This is a genomic window from Stenotrophomonas sp. 57, assembly GCF_030291075.1.
Taxonomy (GTDB): Bacteria; Pseudomonadota; Gammaproteobacteria; order Xanthomonadales; family Xanthomonadaceae; genus Stenotrophomonas.
Map to the genome: position 1 here is coordinate 2197299 of NZ_CP127407.1, position 16149 is coordinate 2213447.

Annotated in this window: 16 protein-coding genes; 3 read left to right on the forward strand and 13 right to left on the reverse strand. The window is 66.3% G+C overall.

Features of this window, described 5'->3' with window-relative positions; all coding sequences use genetic code 11:
* Positions 1 to 64: 64 nt before the first annotated feature.
* From QP512_RS10095 to QP512_RS10140, 10 genes are all read right to left on the reverse strand, one after another.
* Complete coding sequence (locus QP512_RS10095; RefSeq protein WP_286071949.1) at positions 65 to 625, reverse strand: fasciclin domain-containing protein; 561 nt, start codon at positions 623 to 625, stop codon at positions 65 to 67.
* 134 nt (positions 626 to 759) lie between these two features.
* Complete coding sequence (locus QP512_RS10100; RefSeq protein ID WP_286071950.1) at positions 760 to 1302, reverse strand: lipocalin family protein; 543 nt, start codon at positions 1300 to 1302, stop codon at positions 760 to 762.
* Positions 1303 to 1310: 8 nt separating this feature from the next.
* On the reverse strand, positions 1311 to 2384 hold the full coding sequence (locus QP512_RS10105) for a cyclopropane-fatty-acyl-phospholipid synthase family protein (protein ID WP_286071951.1): 1074 nt from the start codon (positions 2382 to 2384) through the stop codon (positions 1311 to 1313).
* Positions 2381 to 3166 carry a DUF1295 domain-containing protein gene (locus QP512_RS10110; RefSeq protein WP_286071952.1) on the reverse strand — a complete coding sequence of 262 codons (786 nt, stop codon included), beginning with the start codon at positions 3164 to 3166 and terminating at the stop codon, positions 2381 to 2383. Before QP512_RS10110 ends, QP512_RS10105 begins: the two co-directional genes overlap by 4 nt.
* Positions 3163 to 3711: a DUF2878 domain-containing protein gene (locus QP512_RS10115; RefSeq protein WP_286071953.1), complete on the reverse strand. Its 549-nt coding sequence runs from the start codon at positions 3709 to 3711 to the stop codon at positions 3163 to 3165. The genes QP512_RS10110 and QP512_RS10115 overlap by 4 nt, the downstream gene beginning before the upstream one ends.
* Position 3712: 1 nt before the next feature.
* The gene (locus tag QP512_RS10120) at positions 3713 to 4972 is read right to left on the reverse strand and encodes a cyclopropane-fatty-acyl-phospholipid synthase family protein (protein WP_286071954.1); all 1260 of its coding nucleotides are present in this window, start codon (positions 4970 to 4972) and stop codon (positions 3713 to 3715) included.
* Complete coding sequence (locus QP512_RS10125; protein ID WP_286071955.1) at positions 4969 to 5736, reverse strand: DUF1365 domain-containing protein; 768 nt, start codon at positions 5734 to 5736, stop codon at positions 4969 to 4971. The genes QP512_RS10120 and QP512_RS10125 overlap by 4 nt, the downstream gene beginning before the upstream one ends.
* Positions 5733 to 7010, reverse strand: a complete 1278-nt coding sequence (locus QP512_RS10130; protein WP_286071956.1) for an FAD-dependent oxidoreductase — start codon at positions 7008 to 7010, stop codon at positions 5733 to 5735. Before QP512_RS10130 ends, QP512_RS10125 begins: the two co-directional genes overlap by 4 nt.
* 1 nt (position 7011) lies before the next feature.
* Positions 7012 to 7962 carry an acyl-CoA desaturase gene (locus tag QP512_RS10135; RefSeq protein ID WP_286071957.1) on the reverse strand — a complete coding sequence of 317 codons (951 nt, stop codon included), beginning with the start codon at positions 7960 to 7962 and terminating at the stop codon, positions 7012 to 7014.
* A gap of 81 nt (positions 7963 to 8043) precedes the next feature.
* A complete protein-coding gene (locus tag QP512_RS10140) occupies positions 8044 to 8811 on the reverse strand; it encodes a hypothetical protein (RefSeq protein WP_286071958.1) in 768 nt (255 codons plus the stop codon).
* A gap of 132 nt (positions 8812 to 8943) precedes the next feature.
* Here QP512_RS10140 and QP512_RS10145 point away from each other — a divergent pair, with 132 nt between their 5' ends.
* From QP512_RS10145 to QP512_RS10155, 3 genes are read left to right on the forward strand one after another with little or no spacing between them, the layout of a single operon-like run.
* Entirely contained in the window at positions 8944 to 9567 is a 624-nt protein-coding gene (locus QP512_RS10145; protein ID WP_286071959.1) for a sigma-70 family RNA polymerase sigma factor, read from the forward strand.
* Positions 9564 to 10235, forward strand: coding sequence for a ChrR family anti-sigma-E factor (locus QP512_RS10150; protein WP_286071960.1), 672 nt, complete (start codon positions 9564 to 9566; stop codon positions 10233 to 10235). The genes QP512_RS10145 and QP512_RS10150 overlap by 4 nt, the downstream gene beginning before the upstream one ends.
* 16 nt (positions 10236 to 10251) lie before the next feature.
* Entirely contained in the window at positions 10252 to 10944 is a 693-nt protein-coding gene (locus QP512_RS10155; RefSeq protein WP_286071961.1) for an oxidoreductase, read from the forward strand.
* Between the two features lie 2 nt (positions 10945 to 10946).
* On the opposite strand, the gene QP512_RS10160 is transcribed toward QP512_RS10155, so the two are convergent.
* From QP512_RS10160 to QP512_RS10170, 3 genes are read right to left on the reverse strand one after another with little or no spacing between them, the layout of a single operon-like run.
* On the reverse strand, positions 10947 to 13346 hold the full coding sequence (locus tag QP512_RS10160) for a hybrid sensor histidine kinase/response regulator (RefSeq protein ID WP_286071962.1): 2400 nt from the start codon (positions 13344 to 13346) through the stop codon (positions 10947 to 10949).
* Positions 13339 to 13806: a response regulator gene (locus tag QP512_RS10165; protein ID WP_286071963.1), complete on the reverse strand. Its 468-nt coding sequence runs from the start codon at positions 13804 to 13806 to the stop codon at positions 13339 to 13341. The genes QP512_RS10160 and QP512_RS10165 overlap by 8 nt, the downstream gene beginning before the upstream one ends.
* Positions 13803 to 16040 (reverse strand): ATP-binding protein, encoded by a 2238-nt coding sequence (locus tag QP512_RS10170; RefSeq protein ID WP_286071964.1) that lies wholly within the window; start codon positions 16038 to 16040, stop codon positions 13803 to 13805. Before QP512_RS10170 ends, QP512_RS10165 begins: the two co-directional genes overlap by 4 nt.
* Positions 16041 to 16149: the final 109 nt, after the last annotated feature.

The following is a 16149-nucleotide window of genomic DNA, read 5'->3' on the forward strand; positions in this document are numbered from 1 at the left end:
ATGTCTGCCGATCAGCAGAAGCGGCAACGGGCATTCCATCGAATGCCCGCCGCGCGCCGATCCGTCATTTCGGCATGAGCACCGTGTCGATGACGTGGATCACGCCGTTGGACTGGCCCACGTCAGCGATGCTGATGGAGGCCTTGCCACCCTTTGCATCGACCACCCACAGCTTGCCGTCGCGAAGCACGACAGTCAGCGGCTCGCCCTGGACGGTCTTGAGCGTGGCCTTGCCACCATGCTTCCTGGCATCGGACATCAGCCAGGCCGAGCTGTAACTGCCGGGGACAACGTGATACGTCAGGATCTTTGTCAGCTGCGCCTTGTTTTCCGGCTTGACCAGCGTATCAACGGTACCCGCAGGCAGCTTGTTGAAGGCCGCGTTGGTGGGGGCAAAGACCGTGAACGGGCCGGCGCCGTTCAGGGTGTCAACCAGGCCGGCGGCCTTGACCGCGGCCACCAGCGTGGTGTGATCCTTCGAATTGACCGCGTTCTCCACAATGGTCCGGGTCGGGTACATCGCCGCCCCGCCGACCATCACGGTATTGTCGGCAAAGCTCGCCGGGCTCATTGAAACCAGTGCGGCGAAGCCCACTGCGGTGGCCATGCGCTGAAGCGTGTTCATGGTGCCTTCCTCCACGTGACGCCTGCTCGGTGCAGGCATCTTATGTACGTTCCTAGGGGGCAGGTGGATGCAGTTCCCGGAGCATTGAATGTGCGTGGCACAGCAGGAATGCAGGGTCGCACGGCATCGCCCGCTCAAGGCGTGCTTCGGACCGACTGCGGTACGCGGCGAAGCTTCCGGATGTCGTAGCCCATGTCGGTGATGCGCTGCACCGCCTTCTGGTAGTCGCTGTCGGATACCTGCGGCGTGCGTGCCATGTACCACACATAATCGCGTTTGCTGCGCGCCACGATGGTCTGCCGGTAGTCGTCATCCAGCCAAGCAATGATGTACTCGGCCTGGATCGGCCAGACGAACTGCATGCCCCACACCGCGCCATGACCTTCCTCTTCGACACGGCCGATGGGGTGCATCGACTTCTGCGGGGCATCGAAGCTGCCCTTGCGATAGGTAAAAGTGGTCTGGATGCGCCCGTCCGGCTTCAGGGCATAGCTTTCCACCGCATCGTAAGCATCGCGTTCGGGCCAGGACGGGATATGGGCGATCACATACCAGTCGCCCATGAAGCGCGGCACATCCACCGAGGGCGCACGCGGAAGGGGCCGGGTGTCGCTGGACGAGCAGCCCGAGCCGAACAGGCCGACCGCGATCAACGGAAGCAGCGAGAACATGCGCATGTCACACCTCAGCGGGGACGGAACAGGTAATGGGCCACCAGCCATTGCTGGCCGTCGTCGTAGCCGAACAGCTCGGCACACGCCATCCAGAACATCCGCCAGCGTTGCCACCAGATGCGAGCAGCCGCAGGCCCATAGGTCGCCGCCAGTACCGGCATCACCCGGTCGCGTGCCGCGTCCTGATTGGCCAGCCAGTGCTCGGCGGTGCGCTGGTAGTGGGTGCCGTCCAGCAACCAGCGCTGATCCAGCCGCAGGTCGCGCTGGAAATGCAGCAGGGTGTCGGCGGCGGGCATCAGGCCGCCGGTGAAGAAGTGGCGGCCCATCCAGTTGTCGCCGCCCTCGGTTTCGAACGGGTACATCAGCGTTCGATGGGCGAAGATGTGCACGAACAATGCACCGTCCGGCTTCAGCCACTGCCCGATGCGCGCCAGCAGGCGCTCGTAGTTGCGCACGTGCTCGAACATCTCGACCGAGACGCAGCGATCAAACTGCGCGGCGGGCAGTTCCAGCTGGTTCACGTCACGGGTGAGCACTTCCACGTTGGGCAGTCCGCGCGCCTGGCACTGGGCCATGATGTGCTCACGCTGGCTGTGTGAGTTGGACACGGCTGTGATCGTTGCGCGCGGGTAGCGCTCGGCCATCCACAGCGTCAGCGAGCCCCAGCCACAGCCCAGTTCGAGAATGTGCTGTCCGTCGGCCAGGTCAGCGCGCTGGCCGTACAGCTCCAGCATTGCTTCTTCGGCCTGGTCCAGGGTTTCGTGGCCGCTGGGGTAGTAGCAGCTGCTGTACTTCAATCGCTTGCCCAGGCAGGCCTGGAAGAACGCCGCAGGCACTTCGTAATGCTGGCGATTGGCTGCATCGGTATGCAGGGCCAGCGGACTGTCGGCGAGTTCGGCGATGCGGCGGCTGAAACGCGCGGACTGCGCTTCGATTCCGCCTGCCGATTCCTCCTGCAGGCGCTGCGCGCACAGCCGTCGGATGCCGGCACGCAGCGCTGCGTCCGGCAGCAGGCCGCGTTCGGCCCAGGCAGTCAGCCCGGTTTCTGCTTCCTCGGCCGGATTCAGTGACGGTATCGCGCTCATGCGGAATGCTCCTTGGAAGGGCGGGGGAACCAGGGGAAGAACATCGGTGTGCTGCGCTGGTAGGCGCGGTAGTCGTCGCCGCGGCTGCGCAGGGCCTGCTTTTCGGTGAAAGGGATGCCGCTCAGGTAGCGCAGGAACACATACATCAGCACGGGGCCAAGCCAGGCCAGCCACCACAGTGGGGAGCCGACGGCCAGCAGCACGTAGGTGAACCAGTGCAGCCACTCGAAGAAGTAGTTGGGGTGGCGGGAATACCGCCAGAATCCAGCACGGCAGGTACGGCCCTTGTTCGCCGGGTTGGCGCGGAACCGCGCCAGCTGCCGGTCGGCCAGCGCTTCTCCGCCCACGCTCAGCAGCCAGACGAGCGCGGCCGCCAGCACCCAAGGCGTCGTGCCAGCCGTCTGATTGGCGGCGACCGCGACGAAGGGCAAGGCAAACAGAACCACCAGCAGCGCCTGGGCCATGAAGAACCCGAAGATCTTTCCCTGGTGCCCCCGCCAGTGCTCACGCAGGTAGCGATAACGCCCGTCCTCTTCTTCGTGGCGGACACGATGCCAGAGATGAAGGGCCAGCCGACCGCCCCACAGGCCACCGAGCACCGCCAGCGCCCCGCGTGGTGCCACCGCACCCTCGCCCAGCAACGCCAGCAACAGCGCGGCGGCAGCCACGCCCTTGGCCCAGAGCACATCCACAACGCCGATGTTGTGGTGGCGGCGCTGCCAGACCCAGCCCCAGCTCATCACCAGTACCGCATACAGCAGCACCCAGAGCAGGTTGATCATGATGACGCTCCGACGAAAGGTGGTTGTGGCGTAGTACGCGAGCCGCCACGCGCGGCCCGGCACAAGAGGGAAAGTGCGATCGCCCAGCCCGTGCCCAGCACCAGGACGCCATGCCACACCGGGCTGTCAAACTGCACCGCCCCGAATCCGCGCGCGGCCGACAGGTAGGCCAGCGGCGCAAGCAACAGGCCGAACAGGGGCGGCAGGGCAGGGTGGCGCTGCAGGAAGCGCATCGAGGTGGTCAGGGTCATGGCGAATGCCGCCCACAAGGCCATGATCCAGGGCGGCGGCGCCCATCCCAGCGGAGACGCGGCGTAGCGCACGGTGCCGCTGGCGGCCGCACTGGCGTCGACCAGCCAGGCGCAGGCCAACGCAAGCAGCAGCAGCCGCAGGTCCAGCCGTGGTTGCGCCGACGTCAGCAGCTGGCTGCCGATGTACAGCGACGCAGCCAGCAACGCGGGCCACTGCCAGCCGCGCCCGGCACCGGCCACCGCGCACAGCCAGACCAGCTGGTTGCCAAGCAGGTTGGCCCAGAACCGGCGCATGTCAGTTGCCTTCGCCAGCCGGGACTGGGGGTCGATGGCCCGGGCGTGCCAGCAGCAGATGCGAGACACCGATCGAGCGCTCCAGGAAGCCGCCTTCGCAGTAGGCCAGGTAGAAGTCCCACAGGCGGCAGAAGCGCGCATCGAACCCCTGTGCCTCGACGGCCGGCAGCTGTGCGAGGAAGCGCTGGCGCCAGGCGCGCAGGGTCAGTGCGTAGGAATGGCCGAAGTCCTGCTGGGCGATCAGCTGCAGGTCGCTGGACCGCGTCTTGGCAGCCAGGATCGCGTTGATCGATGGGATGAAGCTGCCCGGGAACACATAGCGCTTGATGTAGTCGACGCTGCGCCGGGCCTGTTCGTAGCGATGGTCCTCGATGGTGATGGCCTGCAGCAGGGCAACGCCATCGGGCTTCAGCAGCCGCTGCAGCGTGGCCATGTAGGTGTCCAGGTACTCGGCGCCGATCGCTTCGATCATCTCGATCGACACCAGCTTGTCGAACTGGCCCTGCAGGTCACGGTAGTCCTGCATCAACAACGTGACCCGGTCCTGCAGGCCGGCTGCCCGCACGCGCTCGGCGGCCAGCGCATGCTGTTCGGCGGAGATGGTGGTGGTGGTGACGTGGCAGCCATAGTGCTGCGCCGCGTGCACCGCGAATCCACCCCAACCGGTACCGATTTCCACCACGCGGTCGCCCGGCTTGAGTTGCAGCTGCTGGCAGATGCGGTCCAGCTTGCGCCGTGAAGCGGACTCCAGCGATTCGGATTCGCTGGTGAACAGCGCCGATGAGTACATCAGGTCCGGCGACAGGAACAGGGCGAAGAAATCGTTGCCCAGGTCGTAGTGGGCGGCGATGTTGCGCCGGCTGCCCTCTCGGCTGTTGCGGTGCAGCCGGTTCCAGCCGCGCAGCAGCCAGCCAGCCACACGGGCCGGGCCACGCTCCATGCCGTCCAGCAGGTCGCGGTTGCGGACCAGTAGCTGTATCAGTGCGACCAGATCATCGCAGTGCCATTCGCCCTGGATGTAGCTCTCGCCGGCACCAACGCTGCCCTGCGCAGCGACCTTCCGGTAGAACGCCGGGTCTTCGATGGTCACCGTCACCTGCAGCCCGGCGTGGGCGTTGCCCAGCCTGACCTCGCCAAGCGCATCGCGCACGCAGAGGTGGCCATCACGCAGGGGAGCAAGCTGTGCCAGCAGGCGGCGGCGCAGGAAGGCGTCCAGCGCACCTGGGCGCGGCAGGGTCACCGAAGGTGTCATCGAGTTCATCGCGGTTTCCCGGCAAGGGTGGGGTGGTCGTGTACGGGGTTGCGCTTCAGCCACAGCCGCAGTGCGTGCCAGTGGATGGCGGCCACCACCTGGGTGGTCATCAGTGGATAGCAGGCCAGGACCCGCGCCAGGCCGCCACCGTCCAGCGGGCGGCGCTCCAGCGTCTGGGTGGCATCGAACTGCCGGATGCCGTCGCGCCAGACCTGCATGTGCACGCGCAGGTCCTTGTCGGGGCTGTTGAAGCGCCAGTCGTAACGGCAGTCCATCGGCATGAATGGCGAAACGTGGAAGCGCTTGTCGAACTGCCAGCGCAGTGACGTGCCTTCGTGGACGGCCGTAGCGACCGGCAGCACGTAGGCATGGCGTTCCTTCCAGGGCGTGTTGGTGATCTCGGCCACGATGCAGTCCAGCGTGCTGCCGTCGGCGTGATAGCAGTAGTAGAAGCTGACCGGGTTGAATACATGCCCGGCAAAGCGAAGGTGGGTCAGCAGGCGCACCGGCCCCGAAGGCCGATGACCGAGCGTCTGCGCGGCGTGGTCGCGCACGGCATCGGCCAGAGGCTGGGCCGGATCGCCGAAATAGTCGCTGCGCCGGAACTCGGCAAGGTTGCGCCGATTGACCGACCACAGCCAGCGTCCCGCAAACACGGTGTCCAGCTCATCCAGGTCGAGCAGAAGCTGCGCAACGGGGTAACGGAACGCATGCGGGTGCGGATGATGCCGGCGGTGCATGACCTGCCCGAAATAGAGTGCGCTGGCGCTCATGCCGCCACCTCGCCCGGTGCGGACACCCAGCGATGCGGTGCGCAGGACTCCAGCGCATCTACTACGCGGCGGGCGCTGCGGATGCCATCTTCATGGAAGCCCCAGCCCCAGTAGGCCCCTGCGAACCAGGTGTGGCGATGGCCCTGCACGTCTGCCCATCGCTGCTGCGCGCGAACCGCAGCATGATCGTGCACCGGGTGTGCATAGTGCAGCGTGCGCAGCACCTTGGCAGGGTCGATGGCCTCGCTGCGGTTGAGGGTGACGACCAGAGGCGTGCTACTGGGCAGGGCCTGCAGCAGGTTCATGCAGTAGCTGACCGTGCAGGGCGCGGCCGGATCGCGCGGGACATGCGCGTTCCAGGCTGCCCAGGCCTTGCGGTTGCGCGGCAGCAGCGACGCGTCGGTATGCAGTACCGCTTCGTTGGATTGGTAGCGGATGGCACCCAGCACTTCGCGCTCGACGGGCGCGGCATCACCCAGCAGGGCCAGCGCCTGGTCGCTGTGGCAGGCCAGGATGACTTCGTCGAACGCCTCGACGCCTGCGGCGCTGTGCACGCGAGCCCCCCCGGGGATGCGTTCCACCCGCTGCACCGGGCACTGCAGGCGCTCACGCACCCGCCAACGACGGCGCAGTGCATCCACGTAGCGGGCCGAGCCGCCGGTAACGACACGCCAGGACGACCGCCCGGTCATCTGCAGCATCTGGTGGTTGGCCATGAACTGGGCCATATAGCGCGCGGGGAAGTCCTGCACCGTGGCGGTGGGCGACGACCACAGCGCCGACGCCATCGGCAGAAGGTGCTCTTCAATGAAGGCCTCGCCATAGCGCTGGGTGCGCAGATACTCGCCCAGCGTCGGGCCTTCCTCCTCTGCCAGCAACAACGGGGCATCCCGGTAGAAGCGGCGCAGATCGGCCAGCATGCCCCAGAAGCGCGGCGATGCCAGGTTGCGGCGCTGGCAGAACAGGCCATCCAGCGAGGTGGCGTTGTACTCCACGCCGCTGCGCTCGCTGTGCATCGAGAAGCTCATTGTGGTCGGCTGCGACGCCACGCCCAGCTCATCAAACAGCGCCGTCAACAACGGGTAATGCTGCGGATTGAAGACAATGAAGCCGGTGTCCACGGCCATGCGCGTGCCGTCTATCTGCACGTCGTGGGTATGGGTATGGCCGCCCAGGTAATCGTTGGCCTCGAACAGCGTCACCTCGTGCCGTTCCTGCAGCCACCAGGCGCTGGCCAGCCCTGAGATCCCTGAACCGATGATGGCGATGCGCATGTCAGTACCTCGCCTTTGCCAGCACCCATTCGGGGATGGGCTTGAGTCCCTTGACCAGGCCGAACGCCGCCATCACGCGCAGCCCGTACCAGGTCAGGTCAATCTCCCACCAGCGGAAGCCCTGGCGCACGGTGCCGGGGAAGAAGTGGTGATTGTTGTGCCAGCCTTCGCCGAACGTCAGCAGGGCCAGCCACAGATTGTTGCGGCTGTCGTCCCGGGTCTCGAAGCGGCGACGGCCGAAGCGGTGGGCCAGCGAGTTGATGGTGACCGTGGCATGGAACAGCACGATGGTGGAAATGAAGAATCCCCACACCAGCAACTGCGGGCCGGACGTGTGCAGGCCCGGTGCCCAGTGCTCCAGTGCTGCACCCAACGCATACAGGCCGGCGGCCAGCAGCACGGGAATGGCGGTATCGAAACGGTCCAGCCAGCGTAGCTCCGGGAAGCGCGCCAGGTCTGGTACCCGCGACAGATCGGTGGCGAAGGCTTCGCGGGTCAGGAACCACCCCATGTGGCTGCGCCAGAAGCCGCCTTCGCGGGGCGAATGCGGGTCCAGTGGCTGGTCGGCGTGGCGGTGGTGGTGGCGATGATGGGCGGCCCACCACAGCGGGCCGCGCTGTACGCTGGAGGCGCCGATCACCGCAAACACGAACTGCACCGCGCGCGGTGCCTGGAAGGTACGGTGCGAGAAATAGCGGTGATAGAACGCGGTGATGGCGAACATGCGCACCGCGTAGAGCGCCGCGGCCACGATGACAGCCGTCCATGAGACACCTACCCAGATCACCGCGATGCACGCCACATGCATCAGTGCGAACGGCACCGCACGCAGCCAGTCGATGCGGCCCGACTGTTCCGTGCCAACGTCCGCGGCGTCGCCGGTATCAACCCAACGCTGCAGGGTGCGCAGCAAGCGCCAGCGTTGACGGGGGAGGGGCGATACAGTGGCCATGGCGGATCTCGGCGGGTGTCGTGTCTTCCTGTACGCACCAGAATGCGCAATGGATGCAACGTGTTGCGGTGAATGTTGGCTTCACGTGTTCGTAACAGGGCAGCGGTCGACCAGTGGGCGCGCCCATGCCTGTTGCCACTCCGACGCGGGGCGTTGCGCGGCAGGAGAGCTGAAGCGCACCGTCACCTGCGGATAGGTGCCGCGTGCATCACGCAGGTTGCTGGTGCCATTGAATTCCAGAAGGCGCCGATCGGCGCTGGCATAGACCAGGGACAGGCGGGGTGCGATGCCCCCATACCACGTGTCCAGGCTGACCTCGATCGACTGGGCGTCGATGCCTTGCCAGCGCAGGGCGCCGGTATGCCGCACCTGCACCGGGAAGTAGCGCTGCCGCCCGGGTACCAGGAACGGCATCGACACGCGCTCGCCCTGCATCAGCGCTGTCCAGTGCAGGCGCACCGCCGCGTCGAATCCCGCATCGATCACCGCATCCGGCGGCAGGTCGAGCCTGCGCTGCCGGGGCGGGCTGGCGGCATCCTCCTTCCAGACGACGGACACGGCGCCGCTGGCGGCCTCGATCTCGGCCGTCTGGCCACTGCGCCGGTCGAGCAACGTATAGCCACGAGCCTGCGCCAGGGGGCTGGCCGGCAGGTGCTTGCGGGCGAACGGCTGGCCACCGGGGCACTGGTACAGCACCCAGCGCTCGGCACCCTCGCTCGCGTCGCGGCGCCAGTGAACCTCGCGGTAGAGGATCCGGCCCTGCGAGGATGTGGCCACGCCCTCGCTGCGGAGCCAAGGGGCCGCCAGCGCGGCGTGGGGCAGGCACAACAACAGCCAGGCGATGCGCATGGCATTCATCCGTAAGGGCGGGTCCAGGGCATACGGCAAGCGGGGCGGGTTGGATGCGCAATCCGGGCTGCATCCAGTTGCCCTTCCCGCGCGTACAGGGGACAGACCTTCACCCGCCCGCCGCACACGCAGATGTACCCTGACGCCAGCAGCACCCTCGCCAACTTCGACAGCGCACGCATCGTGTCCAGCTCCCAACAGCCCAGCAGCGAGCCGAAAGACTGGGCCGGTGACATGGACGGTGTCGCGCGGCTGCGCGACCGCGACTGTTTCATGCGGATCTACGACCACTTCATGGCGCGCCTGTGCGTCTATCTGCGCGGGCTGGGCGCGCCCGAGGCGGTAGCCGAGGAACTGGCGCAGGAGTGCCTGCTGCGCCTGTGGCTTCGAGCCGCCGACTATGATGCCGCGCAGGGTGCGCTGAGCACGTGGCTGTACCGCATCGCCCGTAACCTGCATATAGACCGCGTGCGTCGCGAGCGCAGCTGGATGCAGGTTCAGGTGGCGGTGGAGGACGCCGCCATGATGGACGTGGTCGAACGCAGCAGCGCCGAACAGTTTGCCGACCAGGCCAGGTTGCGCCAGCGCATCAACGAGTTGCCCGCGGTGCAGGCACGACTGGTGCGCATGTCCTACTTCGAGGCAAAGAGCCACAGCGAGATTGCCGAGGCGCTGGGCATGCCGCTTGGCACGGTCAAATCACACCTGCGGCGGGCGTTCCTGCAACTGCAGTCGAAAGTGGGAGGTGCGCCGTGAATCCGCACCACCATCTGCACGAATCCACCTTGATGAGCTACGCCGCAGGCGCACTTCCGGCGTCGTTGAGCGTCGTGGCGGGCGCCCATCTGGAGCAGTGCCCGCACTGTCGCCAGCGCCTGCGCGAGGCCGAAGCGATCGGATCGGTCTTGCTGGAACAGACCCAGCCATCTACGGGCGACCTGCGCCGCGAGCGGTTGCGCGATGCGATGTTGATGCAGCTGGCGACGGACGCGCCTGCCACGGCCGTGGCGTCGCGCCCCTCTGCAAGAGAGCGGCCCGAAGCCGATCCGGACCACCTTCCTGCTTCGCTTCACCCGTATTTCGGTGCGTCACTCAGTGGCCTGCGCTGGCGCTGGATGGCGCCGGGCGTCCACTGCATCCGTGCAGAGCAGATGCCTTCGCTGATCATGCTGAAGATCGCGCCGGGCAAGTGCCTGCCGATGCACAGCCACGGCCGCAGCGAGCTGACCCAGATCCTGCGGGGCGCATACAACGATGCCCTGGGTTTGTTCGCGCCCGGCGACGTGGCCGACCTGGATGAGGACGTGGAGCACCAGCCGGTGACTGCGCCAGGGGTGCCGTGCATCTGCGTGTCGGCGCTGGATGCGCCGCTGGTGTTCAGTGGCTGGTTGGCGCGGAAGATCCAGCGCTTCGTGAAGCTCTAGCGGGACGGGGACGGTTATGGCCAAGGCAGACGGATTGCGTGTTCTGTTGACCGGCGCAGCCGGGCTTGTGGGGCAGGGCGTGGCGTTGGCCTGCCAGCGCTCGCCGCAGGTCGCCCACTTGACCGCGCTGGTACGGCGTCCGGGCAGCCTCAAGGGCGTGGGCAGCGAGCGGGTCGTGCCGGACTTCCTGCGCATTGATGAGCAGCGTGACGATCTGGCCGACTTCAATGCGTGCTTCTATTGCGCGGGCGCGCCTCCGGTGGGCACCGCCGAAGCCGAGTACCGGCGGGTGACGCTGGACACCACGCTGGCCGTGGCCCGCGCGTGGGCGGCAGTGAATCCCGACGGATGTTTCCTGTATGTATCCGGCGCCGGCGCGGACCCGCAGAGCCGGGTGATGCCGCTGCGGATCAAGGGCGAAATCGAACTGGCGCTGCGCGCGATGCCGGTGCGTACCGTGATGCTGCGCCCGGGCGGCGTGCGGCCGGTATCGGGAACCGGCACGCGCCACGCGGCGCTCAAGCCCTTGTACTGGGGGGGCGCGCCGCTGATGAAACTGGCAGGCGCACTCGTCCCTTCACTGGTCACCAGCAATCTGGCGGTGGGCCAGGCGATGATCGCACTGGCCGGAAGAGAGCATCCGCCTGCCACGGTGGAGTGCGCGGACATCAACCGGATCGCGGCAGGCACGCGTGATCCGGTGGCGTGAGTTCAATGCGCGGCAGTGTCCAGCGCGGTGCGTACCGCCTGTGCAAGGTCACTGCGGGTAAACGGCTTCGGCAGCAGCGCAGCAAACCGCCCCTGACTACCTACCGCCTCGTGGTCGCGTGGATAGCCCGAAGTGAACAGCACAGCAACTTCAGGCCAGCGCTCGCGGACCTCGCGGACCAGCTCCCAGCCCGACATCCCGGGCATCACCACGTCGGAGAACAGCAGGTCGACCTTCGTGTCCGGGCGCTCCAGCAATCGCAGCGCCGACGGTCCGTCATGCGCCTCCAGTACGCGGTAGCCCAGCAGGCGCAGTGACTCAACTGTGTGCGCACGCACATCGTCGTTGTCCTCGGCCACCAGGACGGTTTCCTCACGCGGCGCGTACCCGGCCAGGCCAGACTGCGGCGCACCCGCTTCGCTGGGCAGCGCCAGCGGCGAGCGCGGGAACATCATGGTGATGCTGGTGCCGGCGCCTTCCATCGAATCGATCAGGACATGGCCACCGGATTGCTTGACGAAGCCGTGCACCATCGACAAGCCCAGCCCGGTGCCGCGGCCGACCTGCTTGGTGGTGAAGAACGGCTCGAATACGCGCGCCAGCGTGGCTGCATCCATGCCGTGCCCACTGTCGCGCACGCGAAGCATCACGTACTCGCCGGGTTCGGCATCGGGGAACAGCGCGGCGTAATCGTGGTCCAGATGACTGTTGTCGATCTCGATCACCAGCCGGCCACCGTGGGGCATTGCATCACGCGCGTTGACCGCCAGGTTGAGCACCGAGGCCTCCAGCTGGCTGACGTCGATCTCCACGCACCAGATGTCCTGGGCGCTGCGGATCTCCAGTTGTACCAGCTCGCCCAACGCACGCTGCAGCATGTCTTGCATGTCCAGCAGGCGGTCATTGAGGTTGGCCGCCTGGCTATGCAACGGTTGGCGGCGGGCAAATGCCAGCAACCGTTGGGTGAGGCTGGCAGCACGACCCACGCCCTTCAGCGCATTGTCCAGGGCGCGGCCGACCAACGCGGCCGATTCACCAGCGCGCTCGCTGAGCAGCATGGCGTGTTCGACGTTGCCGGAGATGACCGTCAGGATGTTGTTGAAATCGTGAGCGATGCCACCGGTCAGCTGTCCCACGGCCTCGATCTTCTGAGACTGGCGCAGCGCGTGCTCGGCCTGAAGCCGGGCAGTGGTTTCCACCGCCTCGGAGACCACGGCCGTAACCGCACCGTCTGCGTCCAGCAGGGGACGGAACGAAAAGTCGAAGCTGCGCCGTCCGGTCGGCAACTCGATATCCAGCGCATGCAGCGAGCTGTGGCCATTCACGGCATCGGTGACGGCCTGACCAACGGTCGTTGCAACCTCGTCGGTCGTGGCAAACCACGGCGACTGCACATAAGGCTGGCCCACCACATCCTTCTTGTCGGCCAGCACGGCGGCCAGCGAGGCGACGTTGGCATCAACCACGCCGCCGGAAAGATCGAGCAGTACCTGGTGCTGGAAGCTGGATTCAAAAATGGCCTGCAGGCGACGCTTGCTGGCCCTCAACTCGGCCGTGCGTGCCTGCACCTGTCGCTCCAGTTCCTGGTTGTCTTCGCGCAGCGCCAGCTCGGCCTGCTTCAGCAGGGAAACGTCGCTGCCCATGCAGATGTAGCCAACCACGCTGCCGTCGGCCGCGTGTTCCGGCACGCAATCCATCTGCACGAATCGTGACTGCCCACTGCGATGGATCAGTTCCACCTGGAGGCTGGTGCGCTCGCCCTGAAGCACGCGCTCCAGGCTGGGCAACGCGTGTTCGAACGCAGAAATGCCACTGACTTCCCGTGCCGTGCGGCCCAGCAATTCGGCAAGGCTGAAGCCATGCCAGTCCAGGAACGCCTTGTTGGCAAACCGGTAGCGATGGTCCTTGTCCAGCTGGGCGATCAGTGCAGGAACGGCGTCGGTCACCTGCTGCAACTGGGCCTGGCTGTCGTTCAGCGCGGCCTGCGCATTGGCCAGCTGGGTGCGCTCGTGCGCCTCCTGCTGAGCGCGGCGGATCGCATCGGGCAAGCGTTGCAGGCGTTGCTTCACCACATAGTCGCGGGCACCGCGCGTAAGTGCCTGTACCGCCAGCTCCTCGGTCAGCGTGCCGGAGACAAAAATGAAGGGTGTCTGCGGCACACGCTCGCGCGCCAGCGCAAGTGCGGCGTCGCCATCGAAGCCCGGCAGGACATGATCGGCGAGGATCACGTCGAACGGCCGGCTGTCGATTGCCTCGATGAAGGCGTTCCGGGTCCACAGCCGCTCGGCCTCGAAGTCCAGGCCGGCGCGCTGCAGCTGTGCGGTGATCAGCTCCGCATCGAGCGCACTGTCCTCCAGCATGAGGATGCGCAGCCGCTCGCTGCGGCGCGATCCATCATGCATTGGGCTGCCCCGTACCGGTGGGACGATGTGGCGGTGGCTGGTTGGTGATGCCCCAGAACATGCCCAATCCCTGGATCGCGTCGAAGAATTCCTTGAAGTCGACCGGCTTCACCACGAAGGCATTCACACCCAGTTCGTAACTGCGCACGAGATCCTGCTCTTCGCGGGAAGAGGTCAGCATGACGATCGGGGTGCTGCTCAGCTGCGGATCCCCGCGAACCTGTTCCAGCACTTCCAGCCCGTTGACCTTTGGCAACTTGAGGTCCAGAAGCACCACCACGGGGCCACCATGGTTGGCCCCGGCGAACTTTCCCTCGCAGCGCAGGTAGTCCAGCGCTTCGGCGCCGTCTCGTACATGGATGACGTCATTCAGCAGCTGGCAGCGCGACAGCGCGGCCAGTGTCAGTTCGGCATCCTTCGGGCTGTCCTCGACCAGGAGGATCGGCCGCAGGTCCCTCATGGGTGGTCTCCTGTGGAACGGGGTAGGGTGAAGTGGATCGTGGCGCCCTTGCCGGGTTCGCCTTCGGCCCAGGTGCGGCCGCCATGGCGGCCAATGATGCGACGCACGTTGGCCAGGCCGATGCCGGTGCCCTCGAATTCCTCGACGTGATGCAGGCGCTGGAACACGCCGAACAGCTTGTCCACATAGCGCATGTCGAAGCCGCAGCCGTTGTCGCGCACGAAGAAGTGGTCTTCATCGTCGCTGCGTTCGTGGCCGACCTCGATCACTGCCTCGTCGCGCTCGCGGGTGAACTTGACCGCATTGGACAGCAGGTTCTGCCAGACCAGGCGCAGCATCGTCGGGTCTGCTTCCACCTCCGGCAGTGGCGCCATCGTCCACTGCACCTCGCGGCCGGCGTAGTCCAGCGCCAGACTCTTGCGGACATCCTCGGCCAGCATGGCCATGTCCAGCCGTACCCGTCCCAGCGTGGAGCGTCCCATCTGCGAAAAGCTGAGCAGGTCGTCCACCAGCGTGCCGGCGGACTTGGCCGATTCCACGATCGTGTCCAGGAAGCGCCGTTCGGTCTCGTTGAGGCGCTCACCGGCCGAGCTGCCCAGCAACTCCGAATAACCGACGATGTGGCGGAAGGGGGCGCGCAGGTCGTGGCTGACCGAGTAGGAGAATGCCTCCAGTTCCTTGTTGCTGCGCAGGAGCTGCTCGTTCAGCTCGGCCATCTCCTCGGCCTTGCGCAGCACGATGTCGACGATCGCTGTGCGCATCTCGTGCGCGGCATCGCGATCGGCGTCGCCCCATGGCAGGCTGCGCTGCTGCACGGTCTCCTTCCATGCCTCGAAGGAGTGGCGTGGAGACAGCACGACATCCGGCGCTGCGGTCTTTCGTGGGTCGCCACCCCAGCTGACAGTGCGCACCACCTCTGGGCGGAACCACATCAGGTAGCTGTCATGCAGCTGCGAGATGGAGACGGCCAGCAGGCCACTGGCCACCCCCGCCAGGCGCGCGCCCAGCGCCCAGTCGGCGGTGAGATGATCGGTGCAGTAGATTTCCTGGCCGGCATGCTGCGTGGACAACCAGTCTGCCAGTGCCAGGACGTCGCTCGCAGAAGGGCACTGACCAAGACGCATGCATTCGCCCTTGTGCACGATGGCCGCGCCAGCGGCACCGGTCAGGGACAGCAGGCTTGCCTCATCCAGGCGCAGCGCGGCAATGAAGTCCTCGTCGCCGGCCATGCGTGCGAGCAGCTTGACCAACACGGAACGGCGAGCCACGCGTTCTTCGATCGCGCGTGCGCGCTCCTTCAGGGCAATCTGCAGCGACAGGATCTGGCCCATGAGCTCGCAGGCCGTGCGCACGTGATAGGGCAGCCGGCGCGGCTGCACCGTATGGCACGACACCAGTCCCCACAACTGGCCCTCATGGACCAGTGAGACCGACATTGATGCCCCGGTACCCATGTTGCGCATGTACTGCAGGTGCACCGGCGAGACGCTGCGCAGCACGGCCAGGCTCAGGTCGGTCGGCGGTGCGTCGCGATGCTCTTCGGCCCGCATCAACGGGGCCGGGGTGTAGTTGTTGTCCGCGATCAGGCGCACCCGGTTGCGGCGGTAGAGTTCGCGGGCCTGGGCGGGAATGTCGGATTCAGGAAAACGCAGGTCCAGATAGGAAGGCAACAGGCCATTGCCTTCTTCCGCCACCACGATGCCGTTCCAGCCGGCGTCGAACTGATAGACCAGGGTGCGGTCGAAGCCGGTGAGCCGGCGCATGTGCGCGGCGGCCAGCTGGCACAGGTCTTCCACTGTTGTGGCCGATTCGATGTCGGTCATGAGCTCGCGGATGGCCGGATACAGCTCTTCAAGCGAACCGGACTGGCCCGCAATCGGCGCTTCAAGCTCGACAAGGAGGTCGGTGGCGGAGCGATGCACCAGCAGCTGATGGCGGCCGTGGCCATCCAGGTGAACGGCGCCCACGTGCGCACTGGTGCCGATGGTGGCCTTCTGGAGCAACGCCTGGAACGGTGCCAGCACACCGCCGAGCACCTCGCTGACGTGCTGCAGCAGCGGCTCACCGAACTGCTGCAGCACACTCGGCTGACTGATGGCACGCTCGCGCACCCGCAACGACTGCGGCTCCAGCACCAGCAGCACTCCATAGGGCTGGATCGCGCCGGGTGTGTGGATGGGTTCGCGCGCACAACGGGACAGCGCAAGGTCGGGCGTGGACTGGGCAGAAGGCATCAACGGAGGGACTCATGTTTCATGGATTGCTGGAAAAGCCCAGCGATACATCCGGCTAGCAGGGATGGTGAAGCAAAATCACGCATTCGCCTACCACCTGATGCATGTG